We start from the raw sequence: 17,562 nt of genomic DNA on the forward strand, positions 1-17,562 counted from the left end.
TGTCCGGCGCGTGCTCGACCGCAACAGGAAGAGCACGCGGTGGGGTCCGGTACCCGGCAGGGGGTATCGGCGGCGATCTCGCGTCGCCGTCTCATCGACGACCGGGGGCCGCGAGATCTCGAACAGGTTACGAAAAGAACACGGCACCGTCCAGGGGTCCTCTCTGAGAACTCTCCGTGACGACAAGAAACACGCTTGGACCAGTGGTAACCGGATCGACTGTGGCCTGGATTACATTCCGCGAGGCGGTTAAATACCCTACCCCTCCAGGGTATTTATGACTCGTGGGAGGCACGGCCTGCACCGCCACCGGCGCGGCGATGGCGCTCAGTTCGGTCTTCGTGGTCACGAACAGCCTGCGCTCGCGCGGCTTCTCGGCCGGGTGACTTTGTACGGTCCTTGTATCGGCTCGGGTGATGCTGGCCGGGTAGTGATTCCGACCAGTGGAGGACAGGGATGTTCACGAAGGCCGCCGTACTCACGGCACTCACCGCAGCGGCGTTCGCCGTGGCCGCACCGGCGCAGGCCGCGCCCGCGGCCACGACGGCGCTGCCCACGGCGAACATGGAGGCCGTGCTGAAGGCGGCCCAGATCGACCCGCGCCGGGCCGACGACACCCAGACCCCGGGTGCGCACGACAGCGTGCTGCTCGTCGAACAGGCGTTGCAGGCGAAGGGCTTGCTGGCCGCGACCTACGTCGACGGGTACTTCGGGACGACGACGATCACGGCGTACTCGCAGTACCAGAAGTCGTTGGGGTACACCGGGATCGACGCGTCCGGCCTGCCGGGCAAGACGTCGCTGGAGAAGCTGGGCGAGGGCCGGTACACGGTGACTTCGCCGGTTTCAGCGGGCAGCCGGATCGCTTATCGCGGGGTCACGACGAACACCCGCACCAAGGCGATGCTCCTGGCCGCCGAAGGGATCGCGGGCCTCACGGTCAGCCTCACCCAGGGCGGCTACAACCCGGGCGGCGTCGACGCGTCGGCCGGCACCCACGACGGCGGCGGAGCGCTGGACATCTCGGTGTCCGGTATGTCGTCGACGACCCGCACGAAGCTGCTCACGGCACTGCGCAAGGTCGGGTTCGCGGCCTGGTACCGCACTCCGGCGCAGGGCTTCGACTACCACATCCACGCGATGGCGATCTCCGACCCGGATCTCTCTTCGGGCGCCCAGCACCAGACCGGGGACTACTACCTGGGGATGAACGGGCTCGCCGGGCGCGGGGCCGACGACGGTCCCGCGGTCACCAAGGTCACGTGGGAGGAGTACCAGCGCGGCTGATCCCGCGGATCTGGCTGTGCCGGGGCGCGGGATCGGACCGCGCCCCGGCACTGGCACGCCCGGCCCGAGCGGTGGTTTGATCGGAAGCACCAAACGACCAGGGGGTGCTCCGATGGCCGGCAAGGCTTTCCGCTTCGGTGTGGTGGCGGGCGCGACCGAAGGCGGCGCGAAATGGCTGCGGACCGCTCGCCGTGCCGAGGAACTGGGCTACGCCACCCTGCTCTGCCCCGACAACCTCAACCTGCCCACCCCGACCGCGGCTCTCGCGGCGGCCGCGGCCGTGACCACCGACCTCAATGTCGGTTCTTTCGTCCTCGCCAGCCCGCTGCGGACCGCGCGGGCCGCCGCCTGGGAGTCGCACAGTCTCTCCGTCGTCACCGGCAACCGGTTCGAACTCGGGCTCGGGACCGGCCTGCCCACCATGCGGCAGCAGGCCGAAGAGCTCGGCCTGCCCTACGGCTCGGGCCAGGAACGGCTCGACTCCATCTCCGAGACCATCGACCACGTCCGCCGGCTCGACGGCGACGCCCACACGCCCGTCATGATCGCCGCCGGCGGGCCGAAAGCACGGCGGCTCGCCGGAGCGAAAGCCGACATCGTCACGCTGGCGGGTGGTGTCTTGACCACCCGCGAAGAAATGGCAGGCTACGTCGAAGAAATCCGGGCCGCCGCCGGTGATCGCGACATCGAGCTCGCGCTGAACATCTTCGTCGTCGGCGAGCAGGTGCCGCCCTGGATCCGGGGGTTCATCGGGGTCGACGCCGAGACGCTCATCGAGCACGACTCGCTCACCATGCTCCGCGGCAGCTTCGACGACATGGCCGCCGAGCTGGAACGGCGCCGGGAGGAGCTCGGCGTCTCCTACGTCAGCGTCAACAGCGCCTTCATCGAGGAGTTCGCGCCGCTGGTGGAGCGGCTGACGGGGAAGTGAGCGTCGCCGGGTCGGTGTTCGCGCCGCACAGCAGGACCGCGATGCGTTCCCCCGGCTCCGGCCGGTAGGCGCCGGCCAGCAGCGCCGCGTAGGCCGTCGCTCCGCCGGGCTCGACCGCCAAGCGGTAGCGGTCCCACAACGCCAGCCGGGCCGACACGATCGCCGCGTCGTCCACCAGCACCGAGCCCACCTCCGCGCGGACGGCCACCGCGAAGGCGATGTCGCCGAGCCGGGAGGCGCCCAGGGAATCCGCGGCGACGCCGGACACCTCGACGGGGACCGGCTCGCCGGCCGCCAGCGCGGCATTCAACGTCGGGGCCGTGCGCGGTTCCACGCCGACGACGCGCGCCCGGCCTTCGACCGCCGCCGCGATGCCGGCCATCAGCCCGCCGCCGCCCACCGCGACCAGGATCGTGTCCAGCCCGTCGAGGTCGGCCAGCAGCTCGAGGCCCACCGTGCCCTGGCCCGCGCAGATCTCCGGCTGGTCGTACGCGTGGCAGAACAGCGCGCCGCGGTCCGCCGCGTCCTTCACCGCCGCGTCGTAGGCGTCCGCGTACTTGTCGCCGACCAGCTCGACGGCGGCGCCCAGCTGCCGCAGCTTCGCCACCTTGACCGCCGGCGCGTTCACCGGGACGTACACCCGCGCGGCCACGCCGAACTCCCGGGCGGCGTGGGCGACGGCGAGCCCGGCGTTGCCACCCGACGCGGCCACCACCCCGGCCGCCGAAAGCTCGCCCGCCGCGATGATCCGGTTGAAGGCGCCGCGGGCCTTGAACGACCCGGTGTGCTGCAGGTGCTCAAGCTTGAACCACACGCCGTCGTCGCCGAACACCGGCGTCCGGCGGACGTGGCCCGCGATCCGGGCGGCGGCCCGCTCGACATCCGAAGTGCTGATCATGCGCTCCAGCATGCGCGCGGACCGCCGTAAGCACCAGCGACGTCTCCTATGCTGGCATCAGCGATGCTTACGGCTGGAGGTCCCGTGCTCGACGCCCACCGCCTGGCCCTGCTCGCCGAGGTCGCGCACGCCGGGTCGATCGCCGGGGCGGCCCGGAGACTCGCCTTCACGCCGTCCGCCGTCTCGCAGCAGCTGGGCAAGCTCGAACGCGACGTCGGCGCGCCCCTGCTGCACCGCAACCCCCGCGGGGTCACCCTCACCCCGGTCGGGGAGGCGCTGCTGAGTCACGCGGAGACCATCGTCGGGGAGCTGCGCACCGCCGAGCGGACCGTCCGCGCCCTGCTCGACGAGGAACCGGCGCAGCTGACCGTGGGCACGTTCGCCAGTGCCGGCATGACGCTGGTGCCCGCCGCGCTCGCCGGGTTCCGCCGCGACCACCCCGCGGTCGCACTGCGGCTGCTGGACCTCGAACCGCCCGACGGGTACGGGCTGGTCAGCTCGCGCGACCTCGACCTGCTGATCACCCACCGCTATCCCGGCGCGCCGCTGCCCGACCCGCGCGGGCTGACCCGGTCGCTCCTGCGCTCCGAGCGGTTCCGGCTGATCCTCCCCGAAGGACACCCGAAGGCCCGCGTCCGCCGGCTCACGCTGGGCGCACTGGCCGGCGAGGCCTGGATCTCCGGCAACCCCGGTGTCCCCAACCGCGTCTGCCTGGACCAGCTCGCCGACGCCGCCGGGATCACGCTCGGCGTGGCCTACGAAACCCGGGACTACCAGGTGACCCTGGCGCTGGTCGAGGCCGGGCTGGGGGTCGCGTTCGTGCCGGAGAGCGTGCTCGCCCGGATGGCGCCCGCCCGGATCGCGGTCCGTGACGCCGCGGACGCCCGGCCGGCGCGGGACATCTTCCTGGTGCACCACCGGCGGCCGGGAAAGCTGGTGACCGAGATGGCCGAGCGGCTCAGCCGTCCACAGTAGGCACCCGGGCGGAGAACCGCGCGGAGGCGCCCTTCAGCGCGTCCAGGCACGCGCGGACCGCGCCGCGATCCTCTTCGCCCGCCCGGCAGATCGCGTAGATCGTCCGCGTCAGCGGCGGGCGCGTCGCCAGGATCCGGACGCCCCCGGGCTGCGGCTCCCGGGCCAGCCGCGGCACCAGCGCCGCGCCGAAGCCGGCCGCCACCAGGGCCAGCTGCGTCGGGTAGCCGCCGACCGTGCAGCTGATCCGCGGCTCCAGCCGTTGCTTGCGCAGCACCTGCACCAGCCACTCGTAGCAGCCGGACCCCAGGGTCCAGCCGATCCACGGCAGATCGTCCACTTCGGACAGATCGACCGTCTTGCGGTGCGCGAGGCGGTGCCCGGCGGGCAGGGCGAGGTCCGCGACGTCGGAGAACAACGCGATCCGCGTCGTCGACGGCGGGAGCACCGTCGGCCGGTCTTCCCAGCTCTCCAGCACCGCGACGTCGAGGTCGCCGGCCAGCACGCGGGGCATCGTCTGCTCCGCCTCACCCTCGTGCAGCGTCACCGCCAGCCGCGGGTGCTGCGCGGCGAGCGTGGCCAGCGCGGGCGGCAGCAGCGCGTGCACGGTCGTGGGGATCGCGCCGACCCGCAGCGGCCCGATGACGTCCTCGCGCAGCAGCTCCAGGTCCGCCTTGGCCTCGGCGACCTGCGCCAGGATCAGCTCGGCGTGCCCGGCCAGCACCTGGCCCGCCTTCGTCAGCCGGACGCCCCGGCCGCGCGGCTCCAGCAGCCGTTGCCCGGCCTCGCGTTCCAGCTTCGCCAGCTGCTGCGACACCCCCGACGGCGTGACGTGCAGGGACGCGGCCGCGGCGGCGACCGAGCCCTGGGTGGCGACCGCGTGCAGCGCGCGCATCCGCTCGATTCCGAACACGGTAGAGATCCTACTGAATTATCCGCAGAAACATTCGCTTGTCCTTGACAGTTGCCGCCCGCACGCTGGAGCGGTGACCACGACCGCGCCCCGCCCCACGATCGCCGCCACGCCGCTCACCGAGCGCTTCGACCCGCGTCTGCTCGCGGCGCTCGGCAGCTTCTGCATCTCCCTGTCGTCGGTCTTCATCAAGGTCTCGCACGCCAGCGGCAGCACCAGCGCGTTCTGGCGCTGCCTGCTGGCCCTGCCGGTGCTGGTCGTGCTCGCCCTGCTGGAACGGCGGAAGGCCGGCCCGGCGCCGCGCCGCCGCGTGCTCCTCCCGCTGCTCGCCGGCACCGGGCTCGGCCTCGACTTCGTGCTGTGGGGTGAGGCGATCCCGCGGATCGGCGCCGGCATCGCGACCGTGCTGCTCGCCGTCCAGGTGGTCATCGTGCCGCTGCTGGCGTTCGCCTTCCTGCGGGAACGGCCGGCGAAGCGGTTCCTCCTCGCCGTGCCCGTGCTGCTCGCCGGCGTCGTGCTGGCCGGCGGGTTCGCCGGGAGCGGCTCGTTCGGCCCGGACCCGGTCACCGGCGCCGTGTTCGCGATGCTGGCCGGCGCGGGGTACGCGGTGTACCTCTTCCTGATCCGGCTCAGCGGCGGCGCGGGCGCGCGGGCGCAGTCCCTGGTGCTGGCGACGCTCTCCGCCGGTGTCGTCGCCGTCGTGCTCGGCGTCCCGACCGGCACGCTCGACCTGAGCCCGAGCCCGGCGACGTTCGGCTGGCTGGTCGCGCTCGCCGTCGTGGGTCAGCTGATCGGCTGGATTCTCATCTCCGCCGCGCTGCCCCGGATGTCGGCCACCACCGGCGCGACGCTGATGCTGCTGCAACCGGTCGGCGCGGTGCTCCTGGGCATCGGCCTGCTCGGGGAGACGCCGAGCGCGCTGCAGCTCGTCGGCTGCGCGGGGGTGGTCGCGGCCGTCTGCTTCGCCGGGCGGACCCGCCGCGGGTGATCTGCGAGCCGGGGCCGTCACGGCTAACGTCCCCGGTATGCGTGTGCTGGTGGCCGGGGCTTCGGGGTTCGTCGGCGGCCGGTTGTGCCCGGCGCTGGAAGAGGCGGGGCACGACGTCCTCGCGATGACGCGGCACCCCGAGAAGTACGACGGCGCCGGGACGCCCGTCCGCGGCGACGTCGCCGACGTCGGTTCCCTGCGGGACGCGCTCAAGGGCGTCGACGCCGCCTACTACCTGGTGCACTCGCTCGACAGCGCGGACTTCAAGCGCCGCGACGCCGACGCCGCGCGCGCGTTCGCCCGGGCGGCCGCGGACGCGGGGGTGGGCCGGATCGTCTACCTCGGCGGCCTCGGGGATGACGACGACACGCTTTCGGAGCACCTGGCCAGCCGGCGCGAGGTCGAGCGGCTGCTGGGGGAGACCGGCGTGCCGGTCACCGTGCTGCGCGCCGGCATCGTCATCGGCCACGGCGGGACGTCGTGGGAGCTGACCCGCCAGCTGGTGGAGCACCTGCCGGCGATGGTGACGCCACGCTGGGTCGGCACGCGCACCCAGCCGATCGCGATCGCCGACGTCGTCCGGTACCTGGCCGGCGTGCTCGACCACCCGGAGGCCGAGGGCCGGACGTTCGACATCGGCGGGCCCGAGGTACTGGCCTACCGGGACATGCTGCAGCGGGTCGCGGCGATCGAGGGGCGGCCGCTGGTGATCGTGCCGGTGCCGCTGCTCTCGCCGAAGCTCTCGTCGTACTGGCTTTCGCTGGTCACCGACATCGACGTGCCGACCGGCCGGGCGCTGATCGACTCGATGACGAACGAGGTCGTCGTCCGCGACGACGCCATCCGCCGGATCGTCGAGTTCGAGCCGATGGGCTACGACGAAGCCGTGCTGCAGGCCCTGGGCGAGCGGGCGAAGAGCCGGCGGCCCGCGTGAGGAAGCGGCTCCTCGCCGGGGTGACGGCCGCCGGGTCCGGCCTGCTCGGCGCGTCCTTGGCCAGCCCGCCGGGTTCGCGCCGGTTCCACGTGCTGACGGCGGCGGTCGCGGCGACCTGGTTCGCCGGCGCGGGGCCGGTGAACCGCGGCCGCCGGGACGTCGTGCAGCCGGTCCTCGTGGGGGCCGGCGCGTTCGGCGTGTTCTACGCCGGCGCGCTGGTGTCCCGCCGCATTCCGTTGCTGCGCCGCGCGATCGCCGGGGTGCTCTCCCACGCGCACCGCGGTTCGACGCCCTCGGTGGTGGCGACGACGCTCGTGACGGGCGCGGCGGAGGAGTTCTTCTTCCGCGGCGCGCTGTACGACGCGTTCGGCGCCCGCGGATCGACGGCGCTGTACATCCTTTCGACGACGGCGACCCGAAACCCCGCGCTGGTACTGGCCTCGACGGTGATGGGCGCGCTCTTCGCCGTGCAGCGCGGCCGGTCCGGCGGGCTGCAAGCACCGGTGCTGACGCACGTGGTGTGGTCGGCGCTGATGCTGGCCTTCATGCCGCGCCTCTTCCCGCCGGATCAGAACGCTTCGTAGGCGGCCATCACCACGCCGAGACCCCGGTCGTACCCGCCGTCCCAGAGGACCTGGTTCATCACGTACGCCACCACCATGCGGTTCTCCGCGTCGACGAGGACCACCGAGCCGCCCCACCCGCCCCACGAGCACGTGCGGCCCTCCAGCCGGTAGCCCAGGCCGTAGCGCATCTGCGCGCCGAGCACGCGGTCTTCGCCGTGGAACTGCTCCTCGAAGACCCGCTCGGCGCCGGCCGCCGACAGCAGCCCGCCGCCGCCGACGAGTGCCGACTGCGCCGCGGCGACCGAGCGGGCGTTGCCGTACCCGTTGATGGCGGGTACTTCCGCGCGCCGCCAGGCTTCGGAGTACGAGTCCGAGACGCCGACCAGGAAGCCCGGCGGCTTGTCGCCCTGGGGGTCGGGGATCAGCGGCGCCACGCGGTGGTCGTGTTCGGCGGCGAGCCCGATGTGGAAGTCGGCGCCCAGCGGGCCGGCCACCTCCTCGGCGAAGAACGTGCCGAGGGTGCGCCCGGTGACGCGGCGGACGACTTCGCCCACCAGGAACCCGAACGTGACCGAGTGGTACCCGCCCGCCGTCCCGGGCTCCCACGCCGGGGCCTGCGCGGCCAGCCGCGCCGTCACGGCCGGCCAGTCGAAGAGGTCCTCGACCGCGATCGGGCCGGTGAAGTCCGGCAGGCCCGCGGTGTGCCCGAGCAGGTGCCGGACGAGCGTGTTTTCCTTGCCCGCGGCGGCGAATTCGGGCCAGTACGCGGCGACCGGCGCGTCGAGGTCCAGCTCGCCGCGGTCGGCGAGGACCAGCGCGCACAACGCGGTCATGGTCTTGGTGGTGGACCAGACGGTGGTGATCGTGTCGCGGTCCCAGGCCTTCGTGCGGCCGGGGTCGACGTACCCGCCCCACAGATCGACCACGGGCTCGCCGTCCACGAACACGGCGACCGAAGCGCCCACGTCGTCGGCGTCCAGCGATGCCGCGAGGACGTCCCCCACCTTGCCGAACCGGTCTTCGCACGTTCCCCAGATGTCAGCCACGGCGGCCAGCAAACTCCGTCCGGACGGGTCACACCACTCATTTTCGGGTGGAGAACCTTTGTCCGGAACGAGCCAGAACCGGGCGGAAACCTTCAGAACCGCGCCGGGATTTCCTATCCTGGACCAAACCCCGGTGCGTGGAGAGGGATGTCGATGCGGACATTGCTCGTGCTGCTGCTCGTCCTCGGTTCCTTCACCCCGATGTCCCTGCGACCCGCCGAGGCGGCCACGGCGGTGTGCGTGACGTCGTGCGACACCCTCGACCCGTCGCGGGCCGCGCGGGAGAGCTTTCCCTTGCCCGACAAGGTGATCAACAACCGCGTCGTGCGGCTGCACGCCTCCGACCCCGACGGCATGGCGTGGGCGAGCATCGACAACGGCGTCGCCGGCGACGCCGTCTGGCTCGACCGCTCCTGGGACGGTGGCGCCACCTGGGAAGGCCTGCTGGGCAAGGCGACCATCCCCGGTACGTGGACCGGCACCCGCACGCTCATGTACAACCTCACCGACCCGCAGCACCACCGCCGCGGACTGGTCCGGGCCTGCGGGGACGCGCAGGGCGTCGCGTGCACCGCGTGGATCTACCCGGACGTCTGCGACGCCGCGTGCGACCGCACCGCGCCGGGTGCGGGGGACAGCCAGCCGGTGGTGCCGACGACGCTCTTCGGCCGCACGATCCGGCTCCACTTCGACGGCCGGGGCCTGGCGTGGGCCGGGATCGAAGCCGGCGGCGCCGGGGATGAGATCTGGCTCGACCGCTCGTGGGACGCCGGCGCGAGCTGGCCGGACGGCTCGTCGCTGGGCCGCACGAGCGTCGCCGCGGGCGCGACCGGTACGCACACGACGGCGTTCGCGACGCGCGATCCCCGCGGCCGGCTCTACGGCGGCGCGGTGCGGGCGTGCGGCCGCGAAGCCACGCACGCGCAAGGGAGCTGCACGGCGTGGGCGCGGCCCGCGACGACCCGCGCGGGCGGCGCGCTCGACGCGCTGATGTGGTCCTACGACCCGTACACCGCGTGGTGGCCGTCGAGCTGGTGGAACTCGGCGGTCGCGGTGACGGCGGTGGCCGACGCGGGCGGGTTCGACGCCGCGCTGGCCCGCACCTTCGACGTCAACCGGGCCGCTTTCCCCGCCGGGGCAAGGAGTTCCGACGCGATCGAGGGCGACTTCGTGAGCCGCGCGATCGACGACAGCGGGTGGTGGGGCCTGGCCTGGGTCGCCGCCTACGACCGCACCCACGACGCGCGCTACCTCACCGAGGCGACGACGATCGCGAACTACGTCCACGGGTTCTGGGACACCGGCAGCTGCGGTGGCGGGGTCTGGTGGAACCGCGAGCGGACGTACAAGAACGCCGTCACGGCCGGGTTGTACCTGCGGCTGACCGCGTCCCTGCACAACCGGCTCGCCGGTGACACGGTGTGGGGCCAGCGGGCCCGGACCGCGGGCGACTGGTTCCTCACCAGCGGGCTGATCAACTCCTCGGGCCTGGTGAACGACGGGCTGACGTCGTCGTGCGCGAACAACGGCCAGACCGTCTGGACGTACAACCAGGGCCTCGGCATCGGCGGGCTGCTGGAGCTGTGGCGCGCGACCGGCGTCCAGTCCTATTTGGACGCGGCGAAGCGGCTCGCGGACGCGGCGATGGCGCGGCTCACTTCGGGTGGCGTGCTCGTCGAGTCCTGCGACACCGGCACGGCGTCCTGCGACGACAACCAGAAGCAGTTCAAGGGAATCTTCCTGCGCTACTTCGGCGACCTGGCGGCGGCGACGGGCTCGGCGACCTACCGCGCGTTCGCGCAGAAGCAGGCGGACGCGCTGTGGACGGGTGATCGCGACCCGCTGAACCGGATCGGCCAGCGCTGGACCGGGACGACGCCGAACGTGACGGACTGGCGGACCCAGGCGTCGGGCCTCGAAGCGATCCTGGCGGCGGGGTAGGTCCGCACGCCGGAATGGGCGCCGAGCTACCGCCCGGCCCGCGACAGCGCCGGCGGCTGACGCTCAGCAGGTCGGCGGCAGGTCGGCGCCCGTGCAGGCTTCGGTGTCCGTCTTGCTCGTCGCCTGGTGCAGGAGCTCGTAGAGCTGCTCGCGCTGCTCGTGGCTGAGCCCGCACAACACCTCGTCCTCGATCGCGGCGAGCGCGAACTCGGCCCGCGCGAGCAGCTTCGCGCCCACGTCGGTGAGCTCCACCACGTGACGTCGCCGATCGACGGCCGAGCGGCGCCGCTCGATCAGGTTCTCGGTCTCGAGCTCGTTGAGCAGCCCGACGACGTTCGTGCCGTCCATCTGCAGGGTCTTCGCGAGGTCCTGCTGCGAGCTCCCGCCCAGGTCACGCAGCACGGTGAGGGCGATCAGGTGGCGCGGCCGCAGCCCGAGCGGGGTCAGTACCGACTCGCTGCGCAGCCGCATCCGGCGGGAGAGGTGGTCGAGCAGCGCTCCGCACCGGTGGGGCGGCTGGTTGACGACCGGCAGCGAGGTCATGCGCCCAGTATATGGGCAGCTCAATGGTCGGTGTGCTATTAATGGTTTGTCTAACACCAACGATCTATGGGCGGCTAACGACATGGCGCATCTCCTCCACATCGACTCGAGCATCCAGGGCGAGCGCTCGGTGAGCCGCCGGCTCAGCGCGCGGGCCGCGGCCGCGTGGCGGGCCGCGCACCCGGGCGGCACGACCACCTACCGCGACCTCGGCGCGCACCCGCTCCCGCACCTCGACGCCGAGAGCGGGTCGGCCCGCGCGATCCCGCCGGAGCAGCACACGCCGGCCCAGGCCGCGTCGTGGGCGCTGACGCGGGAGCTCGTCGGCGAGATCCAGGCGGCCGACACGGTGCTCCTGGGCCTGCCGGTCTACAACTACGGCGCGCCGAGCAGCGTCAAGGCGTGGGTGGACCACCTCATCGCGCCCGGGCTCTCGGTCGACCACGAGACCATGACCGGCCTGCTCGGCGGCCGCGAGTTCATCGTGCTGGCCTCGCGCGGCGGCGGGTACGGCGAAGGCACGCCCCGCGAAGGCTGGGACCACGCCGAGCAGTGGCTCCCGCACGGCGTCTCGCTGACCGGCCTCGAGCCGCGGTTCGTCACGGCGGAGCTGACCCTCGCGCACGTCAACCCGGCGATGGCGGAGCTGATCCCGCTGGCGGACGCGAGCCTGGCGACGGCGGAGAAGACCATCGACGACCTGTGGGTCCCGGCGCGGGTCTGACGACCGTTCGGCGCGCAGAACCCGGTCTTCGACGACTGCGCCCCGGGCCCCGGCGGTAGCGGTGCGGGCACAGCCGGTACCGTGCCGCCGGAGGCCGGGTGGCAAGATGCGGAAACCCGGACGGTCCGCACCTGGGCGAGGAAGGTCAGGTTTGAGCGCGCACACCTCCCAGATGGACGATATCCGGCTGGTCGCGCAACCGAGCGCGTTGCCGGTCACGGAACTGTTCGTCCGCCTGATTCTCACCGACTGGTCCCTGATGCCCATGCTGGAGCAGGTGACCGCCACCGCGAGACGGCTGGTCGAGACCGTCATCGACGCCGGTGACCCCCGATCGCCCTCCTTCGTCACGCTGCGGCTGCGGCTGCGCGCCGACGTGCTGGTCGTCGAGGTCGACGACGACGTCCCCGGGCTGCCGGAGCCGAAGGTCGCCGGGCCCGGCGAGCGCGTGGGCGTCACGCCCGGCGCCGGCGGGGCCCGCACCACGTGGTGCGAGCTGGAGCTGCCCGGCGGGATGAACGCGAAGCAGGTGCGCCTGCCGCGCCGGCAGGACCGCCGGACCCTGGTCGACGAGCCGGTCTCCGGCGCCCCGGTCGCCGCCGACCCGGAGGTGCTGGAACGCCTGCTCACGCGGCTGAGCGGCTGGTCCGGCCAGAGCTGACGTGCGCAGCCGTCCCGTCTTGGTCGTGCTCTACGACGGCGTCCGCTTGCTGGACGTCTCCGGGCCCCTCGAGGTGTTCGCCGAGGCCAACGAGCACGGCGGCCGGTACGAGCTGAAGACGGCCTCGCCCGGCGGCGCCGACGTCCGCGCCAACACCGGGACGCGCCTGGGCGCCGATCTCGACCTCGCGGCGGCCGACCCGCGCGGCGCGACCGTGCTGGTGCCCGGCGGCCCCGAATGGGCCCGCACGATCGCCGACACCGGGCTCGTCGCGCAGATCCGGCGGCTGGCCGGCGGCGCGACCCGCACGGCGTCGGTGTGCGCGGGCGCGTTCGCGCTGGCCGCGGCGGGCGTCCTCGACGGCCGTCGCGCCACCACCCACTGGGACCTGACCGACCAGCTCGCCCGCCGCTTCCCGCGGGTGCGGGTCGACGCGGACGCGATCTTCGTCAAGGACGGCCCGGTGATCACCTCCGCGGGTGTCACGTCCGGCATCGACCTCGCCCTCGCGCTGGTCGAGGAGGACCTCGGCGCCGAGGTGGCCCGGCTGGTGGCCAAGCACCTGGTCGTCTTCCTGCAGCGGCCCGGCGGGCAGTCGCAGTTCAGCGTGCGGCTGGAAACCGGCCGCCCGCGCACCGAGGTGCTGCGGGCCGTGCTCGACGCGGTCGCGGCCGACCCCGCGGCGCCGTACACCCTCGCCGACCTGGCCGCCCGCGCCGGGGTCAGCGCGCGGCACCTGACCCGCTTGTTCCGCGAAGAGCTCGGCCGCACACCCGCCCGGTTCGTCGAGCAGGTGCGGCTGGAATCCGCCCAGCAGCGGCTGGAACGCACGACCGAACCGCTGGACGTCGTCGCGCGCCGGTCGGGCTTCGGATCCGTCGAGACGCTGCGACGCGCCTTCGCGCGCGGCCTCGGCGTGACCCCGAGCGACTACCGGGCCCGATTCCGGACCACGGGCATCGGCTGAACCGGTTCCGGGCTCCGATCCGTGCATCCAGGCAGGGAGAGGACGTGGAGGCGAGGAGGCAGCCGAGGTGCGCATTGTCATCGCGGAAGAAGACGCCCTGTTGCGGGAGGGGCTGGTCCTGCTCCTGCACAGCGAGGGGTTCGACGTCGCCGCCGCCGTCGACCACCCCGGAGACCTGCTGGCCGCGGTCGTCGCGGAGGAGCCGGACCTGGCCGTCGTCGACGTCCGGATGCCGCCGACGTTCACCGACGAAGGCCTGCGGGCCGCCCTCGAAGCGCGCCGGGTCGCACCCGGGCTGGCGATCCTGGCGCTGTCGGCGTTCGTCGAAGACGGTTACGCCGGCGACCTCCTGGCCGCCGGCGGGGGCGGCGCCGGGTACCTGCTCAAGGAGCGCGTCGGGAAGCCGGACGAGTTCCTCGACGCACTGAAGCGCGTCGCCGCCGGCGGCACGGTGCTGGACCGCGACGTCGTCGCCCTCCAGCTGGCCCGGCCACGCCCCGGCGACCCGGTCGCGACGCTCACCGCGCGCGAACGCGAGGTCGTCGCGCTGCTGGCCGAAGGCCACTCGGTGCCGACGATCGGGCGGCTGCTCGGCATCGGCACCGCCGCGGCCCGGCAGCACGCCGGGGACGTCAGCGCGAAGCTGCGCGTCCCCGACGAAGCCCAGGCGATGCTCAGCTACCTACGAGCGTGAGGACCTCGGCCTGCTTCTCCCGGTACCGGGCGACGTTGGCCAGCTTGACGTCCTCGTAGCCGCGCACCAGGTCCGGCAGCTCGGCCAGCGCCAGGACGCGGGCCCGGTCGGCGTCTTCGGCGCGGAAGGCCCGCAGCACCGTGGCGCGGTAGTCCTCGATCAGCTCGCGCTCGACGCGGCGCACCTCGGCGCGGCCGAACGGGTCGAAGCGGGTGCCGCGCAGCTTGCGCGACGCGTGCAGCAGCCGGAACGCCGGCCGGAACCACGGGCCCAGGCTGATCTTGCGCTTCATGCCGAGCGCCCGCAGGACCGGCGGGTGCAGGCGGTAGGCGTACTTCGTGCCCTCGCCGAACTGCCCGGCGAGATCCGCGGTGAAGGCCGGGTCCAGCGACAGCCGGGCGACCTCGTACTCGTCCTTGTAGGCCATCAGCTTGTACAGGTGCTTCGCGACCGCTTCGGTGATCTCCGTCGGACCGTCCTCCAGCACCCGCACCTGCTCGACGTACTCCGCGTACGCCCGCGCGTACCGCTCGTCCTGGTAGGCGACCAGATCGGGGATCCGGACGTCGAGCAGCCGCGCCAGCTCCGAGCCCGGCTCCGCGTGCACCAGCTTCCGCGCGGCGGGCTGGGTGACCGGCCGCGTCTCCTTGGGGGCGGCCGTGAGCGCGGCCGGGTCCGCGACCAGCTGACGTCCGCGGCGGAAGGCCTGCAGGTTTGCGGCCACCGCGGTGCCGTTCAGCTCGATCGCGCGCTCGATCACCGCGGCCGGCAGGCCGATCGCGCCGGTCTGGAAGGCCGCGCCGAGCTGCAGCACGTTGGCGAACTGGTCGTCGTCGAACAGTTCCTCGGCCAGGCCGCGCGCGTCCAGGGACACCGTGCGTTGTGCCGCCGCTTCCAGCGGCGCGAGGACGCTGCCCGGGGACGGGAAGGACACCGTCGTGTCGACGACCATCCGGCCGGTCGGCACCTCGGTGGTCGAGACGACCGCCGTGGTGCGGGCGGCGTCGGCCACGCCGAGGTTCGCCGCGTCCGCCCCGACCAGCGCGTCGCACGCCAGGTAGAGGTCGCACTCGCCGGTGGCGAGCTTCGCGGCCTGCTCGACCGGCTCCGCCGTCACCTTCAGGTCGGACACCACCGCGCCGCCCTTCTGGGCCAGCCCGGTCTGGTCGAGCGTGCGGACGTGCCGCCCGTCGAGCACCGCGGCGGTGGCGAGGATCTGGGTCACGGTGACCACGCCGGTGCCGCCGATCCCGGTGATCCGGACGGTGAAGTCCTTCTCGTCGGCCGGGGGAGCGGGGACGGCGTCCGCGGCCAGCTCGCCGAGCTTCCGGCGCTGCTTCTTCGCGGTCGGCACCACGGTGACGAACGACGGGCAGTCCCCGGCCAGGCACGAGTAGTCGACGTTGCACGACGACTGGTGGATCGCGGTCTTGCGGCCGAACTCGGTGGCCACCGGCTGCACCGAAAGGCAGTTCGACTTGGTGCCGCAGTCGCCGCAGCCCTCGCAGACGCGCTCGTTGATCACGACCCGGGTCGCGGGCGCGGTCTGCTTGCCACGACGGCGTTTCCGCCGCTTCTCGGCCGCGCACTCCTGCTCGTGGATCAGCACGGTGACGCCCTTGATGGCGGCCAGTTCCTCTTGCGTGCCAAGAAGTTCCGTGCGGTCGCGGACCTCGACGCCGGCGGGGAGCTTGCGGCGCCGCAGCTTCGCGGGCGCGTCACTGGTGATCACGACCTTCTTGGCGCCTTCGACCAGCAGCAGCTCGGCCACCTTCTCCACCGGCAGCCCGCCGACGGCGTCCTGCCCGCCGGTCATCGCGACGGCCGAGTTGTAGAGCAGCTTGTAGGTGATGTTCACGCCGGCGGCGACCGCCGCGCGCACGGCGAGGCTGCCGGAGTGGGTGAACGTGCCGTCGCCGATGTTCTGGACGAAGTGCTCGGCCTCCACGAACGGCGCCATGCCGATCCACTGGGTGCCCTCGCCGCCCATCTGCGTCACGCCGAGGACGGTGCCGACCTGGTCGGGCTCCATGAACAGCGCCATGGTGTGGCAGCCGATGCCGCCGCCGACCAGCGTGCCCTCGGGCACCTTCGTCGACGAGTTGTGCGGGCAGCCCGAGCAGAAGTACGGCGTCCGCGCGAGCAGCGGCACGGAGATGCGCTCGCGACGGCGGCGTCCGCGGTACTCGTCCACCGACGCGATGCCCTCCGGCAGCCGCCGGGCCAGTCCGGTCGCGACGGCGTCCGGGTCCAGCTCGCCGAGCTCGGTGAACAGCGTCCGGCCGTCGCGATCCTTCTTGCCGGTGATGGCGGGCGCGCCGGGCACGCCGTAGAGGACCTCTTTCAGCGCGCTTTCGATGAACGCGCGCTTCTCCTCGATGACGACGATCTCGTCGAGGCCGTCGGCGAACTCGCGCACGATCCCGGGTTCCAGCGGGTGGATCGCGCCGAGCTTGAGCACGCGGATGCCGTGCTCGCGCAGGGCTTCCGCGTCGAGACCCAGTGTGCGCAGTGCCTGCTGGAGGTCCAGGTAGGACTTCCCGGCGGAGACGATGCCGATCCGGTCGGCCGGGCCGCGCGCGGTGATCTTGTTGACGCCGGCCGCGCGCAGGTAGTCGAGCACCAGCGGCAACCGGACGGTGAACAGGCTGCGTTCCAGCTCCGCGAGGCTCGTGCCGAGCAGGCGCGAGGTCGGCGTGTGGCGGTAGGCCTTCTCGATCTCCGGCGCGGTCCACCGCGGACTGACGGTCGCCGTGCCCGAAGCGTCGGCGACGTTGGCGACGATCTTCAGCGACGTCCACACCCCGGCGGCGCGGGACAGCTCGACCGCGTGCATGCCGAGGTCGAGGACGTCCTGGGAGTCGGCCGGGTAGAGGATCGGGATGGCCAGGTCGGCGAGCGCGAGCTCGGACGCGCACGGGACGGTCGAGGACTTCGCGTTCGGGTCGTCGCCGACCAGCGCGACGGCGCCGCCGCGCGGGTCGGTGCCGGCCAGGTTGGCGTGGCGGAGGGCGTCGGAGGCGCGGTCCAGGCCGGGCGCCTTGCCGTACCAGAACCCGGTGACGCCCCGCTGCCCGCCGGCGCCCGCGACGAGCTGGCTGCCCATCACCGAGGTCGCGGCCAGCTCCTCGTTGAGGCCCGGGCGGTGGACGACGTCGTGCTTCTCCAGCAGCTTCGCGCGGCGGCCGAGTTCGAGGTCGTACCCGGCCAGCGGCGAGCCCTCGTAGCCCGAGACGAACACGGCGGGGTCGCCGCCGCGGGCGCGGTCGTGGCGGACGCGGTCGAACAGCAGCCGGACCAGGGCCTGCACCCCGCTCAGGTGCACGGTTCCGGCCTCTCGCAGGTACCGGTCGTCCAGCGTGAACGTCTCCACGGCGCGGGCCTCCTTCGCGTCGGTTGTGCTCTCGGGCACAGTGCGATCTTCGGGGCACAGTGCGGCGCGGACCACAGCCACGCAACAGCCAAGGCTCGGCCGGGCCTCCACACGCAAAGTTCAG

Annotated in this window: 16 protein-coding genes; 11 read left to right on the plus strand and 5 right to left on the minus strand. The window is 73.1% G+C overall.

What is annotated here, in order from left to right:
- Window positions 1-456 precede the first annotated feature (456 nt).
- Both ABZ342_RS03045 and ABZ342_RS03050 read left to right on the plus strand, forming a co-directional pair.
- The gene (locus ABZ342_RS03045) at window positions 457-1,287 is read left to right on the plus strand and encodes a peptidoglycan-binding protein (protein WP_360468345.1); all 831 of its coding nucleotides are present in this window, start codon (window positions 457-459) and stop codon (window positions 1,285-1,287) included.
- A 112-nt stretch (window positions 1,288-1,399) separates the two neighbouring features.
- Window positions 1,400-2,218 carry an LLM class flavin-dependent oxidoreductase gene (locus ABZ342_RS03050; RefSeq protein ID WP_360468346.1) on the plus strand — a complete coding sequence of 273 codons (819 nt, stop codon included), beginning with the start codon at window positions 1,400-1,402 and terminating at the stop codon, window positions 2,216-2,218.
- Here the strand turns inward: ABZ342_RS03050 and ABZ342_RS03055 are convergent.
- Entirely contained in the window at window positions 2,172-3,116 is a 945-nt protein-coding gene (locus ABZ342_RS03055; RefSeq protein WP_360468347.1) for a threonine/serine dehydratase, read from the minus strand. The genes ABZ342_RS03050 and ABZ342_RS03055 overlap by 47 nt on opposite strands.
- Window positions 3,117-3,200: 84 nt before the next feature.
- Between ABZ342_RS03055 and ABZ342_RS03060 the strand changes: the two genes are divergently transcribed.
- The gene (locus tag ABZ342_RS03060; protein WP_360468348.1) at window positions 3,201-4,091 is read left to right on the plus strand and encodes a LysR family transcriptional regulator; all 891 of its coding nucleotides are present in this window, start codon (window positions 3,201-3,203) and stop codon (window positions 4,089-4,091) included.
- Here ABZ342_RS03060 and ABZ342_RS03065 read toward each other — a convergent pair.
- On the minus strand, window positions 4,075-5,001 hold the full coding sequence (locus ABZ342_RS03065) for a LysR family transcriptional regulator (RefSeq protein ID WP_360468349.1): 927 nt from the start codon (window positions 4,999-5,001) through the stop codon (window positions 4,075-4,077). The two genes, ABZ342_RS03060 and ABZ342_RS03065, sit on opposite strands and share 17 nt — an antisense overlap.
- Before the next feature lie 73 nt (window positions 5,002-5,074).
- Here ABZ342_RS03065 and ABZ342_RS03070 point away from each other — a divergent pair, with 73 nt between their 5' ends.
- The 3 genes from ABZ342_RS03070 to ABZ342_RS03080 are packed head-to-tail and all read left to right on the plus strand — an operon-like array spanning window position 5,075 to window position 7,507.
- Window positions 5,075-5,989: a DMT family transporter gene (locus ABZ342_RS03070; RefSeq protein WP_360468350.1), complete on the plus strand. Its 915-nt coding sequence runs from the start codon at window positions 5,075-5,077 to the stop codon at window positions 5,987-5,989.
- Window positions 5,990-6,026: 37 nt separating this feature from the next.
- Window positions 6,027-6,923, plus strand: a complete 897-nt coding sequence (locus ABZ342_RS03075; protein ID WP_360468351.1) for an NAD(P)H-binding protein — start codon at window positions 6,027-6,029, stop codon at window positions 6,921-6,923.
- On the plus strand, window positions 6,920-7,507 hold the full coding sequence (locus ABZ342_RS03080; protein ID WP_360468352.1) for a CPBP family intramembrane glutamic endopeptidase: 588 nt from the start codon (window positions 6,920-6,922) through the stop codon (window positions 7,505-7,507). The genes ABZ342_RS03075 and ABZ342_RS03080 overlap by 4 nt, the downstream gene beginning before the upstream one ends.
- On the opposite strand, the gene ABZ342_RS03085 is transcribed toward ABZ342_RS03080, so the two are convergent.
- Window positions 7,492-8,535, minus strand: a complete 1,044-nt coding sequence (locus ABZ342_RS03085) for a serine hydrolase domain-containing protein (RefSeq protein WP_360468353.1) — start codon at window positions 8,533-8,535, stop codon at window positions 7,492-7,494. The two genes, ABZ342_RS03080 and ABZ342_RS03085, sit on opposite strands and share 16 nt — an antisense overlap.
- 153 nt (window positions 8,536-8,688) lie before the next feature.
- On the opposite strand from ABZ342_RS03085, the gene ABZ342_RS03090 reads away from it, so the two are divergent.
- Window positions 8,689-10,476 (plus strand): glycoside hydrolase family 76 protein, encoded by a 1,788-nt coding sequence (locus ABZ342_RS03090; protein WP_360468354.1) that lies wholly within the window; start codon window positions 8,689-8,691, stop codon window positions 10,474-10,476.
- Between the two features lie 63 nt (window positions 10,477-10,539).
- Here ABZ342_RS03090 and ABZ342_RS03095 read toward each other — a convergent pair whose 3' ends face one another.
- Entirely contained in the window at window positions 10,540-11,019 is a 480-nt protein-coding gene (locus ABZ342_RS03095) for a MarR family winged helix-turn-helix transcriptional regulator (protein WP_360468355.1), read from the minus strand.
- A gap of 82 nt (window positions 11,020-11,101) precedes the next feature.
- Between ABZ342_RS03095 and ABZ342_RS03100 the strand changes: the two genes are divergently transcribed.
- From ABZ342_RS03100 to ABZ342_RS03115, 4 genes are all read left to right on the plus strand, one after another.
- Window positions 11,102-11,743 carry an NAD(P)H-dependent oxidoreductase gene (locus ABZ342_RS03100; protein ID WP_155546395.1) on the plus strand — a complete coding sequence of 214 codons (642 nt, stop codon included), beginning with the start codon at window positions 11,102-11,104 and terminating at the stop codon, window positions 11,741-11,743.
- Between the two features lie 151 nt (window positions 11,744-11,894).
- Complete coding sequence (locus ABZ342_RS03105) at window positions 11,895-12,404, plus strand: ATP-binding protein (RefSeq protein ID WP_360468356.1); 510 nt, start codon at window positions 11,895-11,897, stop codon at window positions 12,402-12,404.
- Window position 12,405: 1 nt separating this feature from the next.
- Window positions 12,406-13,371, plus strand: a complete 966-nt coding sequence (locus ABZ342_RS03110; protein WP_360468357.1) for a DJ-1/PfpI family protein — start codon at window positions 12,406-12,408, stop codon at window positions 13,369-13,371.
- Window positions 13,372-13,438: 67 nt separating this feature from the next.
- Window positions 13,439-14,065: a response regulator gene (locus tag ABZ342_RS03115; protein ID WP_155546397.1), complete on the plus strand. Its 627-nt coding sequence runs from the start codon at window positions 13,439-13,441 to the stop codon at window positions 14,063-14,065.
- On the opposite strand, the gene ABZ342_RS03120 is transcribed toward ABZ342_RS03115, so the two are convergent.
- Window positions 14,046-17,438 carry an indolepyruvate ferredoxin oxidoreductase family protein gene (locus tag ABZ342_RS03120; protein ID WP_360468407.1) on the minus strand — a complete coding sequence of 1,131 codons (3,393 nt, stop codon included), beginning with the start codon at window positions 17,436-17,438 and terminating at the stop codon, window positions 14,046-14,048. The two genes, ABZ342_RS03115 and ABZ342_RS03120, sit on opposite strands and share 20 nt — an antisense overlap.
- Window positions 17,439-17,562: the final 124 nt, after the last annotated feature.

It is taken from the genome of Amycolatopsis sp. NPDC005961 (genome assembly GCF_040629235.1).
Classification (GTDB): domain Bacteria; phylum Actinomycetota; class Actinomycetes; order Mycobacteriales; family Pseudonocardiaceae; genus Amycolatopsis; species Amycolatopsis camponoti.

Excerpts from the sequence above, each read along its gene's own strand:
- ABZ342_RS03045 (WP_360468345.1), top strand. The coding sequence starts at position 457 with ATGTTCACGAAGGCCGCCGTACTCACGGCACTCACCGCAGCGGCGTTC.
- ABZ342_RS03050 (WP_360468346.1), top strand. The coding sequence starts at position 1,400 with ATGGCCGGCAAGGCTTTCCGCTTCGGTGTGGTGGCGGGCGCGACCGAA.
- ABZ342_RS03055 (WP_360468347.1), bottom strand. The coding sequence starts at position 3,116 with ATGATCAGCACTTCGGATGTCGAGCGGGCCGCCGCCCGGATCGCGGGC.
- ABZ342_RS03075 (WP_360468351.1), top strand. The coding sequence starts at position 6,027 with ATGCGTGTGCTGGTGGCCGGGGCTTCGGGGTTCGTCGGCGGCCGGTTG.
- ABZ342_RS03090 (WP_360468354.1), top strand. The coding sequence starts at position 8,689 with ATGCGGACATTGCTCGTGCTGCTGCTCGTCCTCGGTTCCTTCACCCCG.
- ABZ342_RS03095 (WP_360468355.1), bottom strand. The coding sequence starts at position 11,019 with ATGACCTCGCTGCCGGTCGTCAACCAGCCGCCCCACCGGTGCGGAGCG.
- ABZ342_RS03100 (WP_155546395.1), top strand. The coding sequence starts at position 11,102 with ATGGCGCATCTCCTCCACATCGACTCGAGCATCCAGGGCGAGCGCTCG.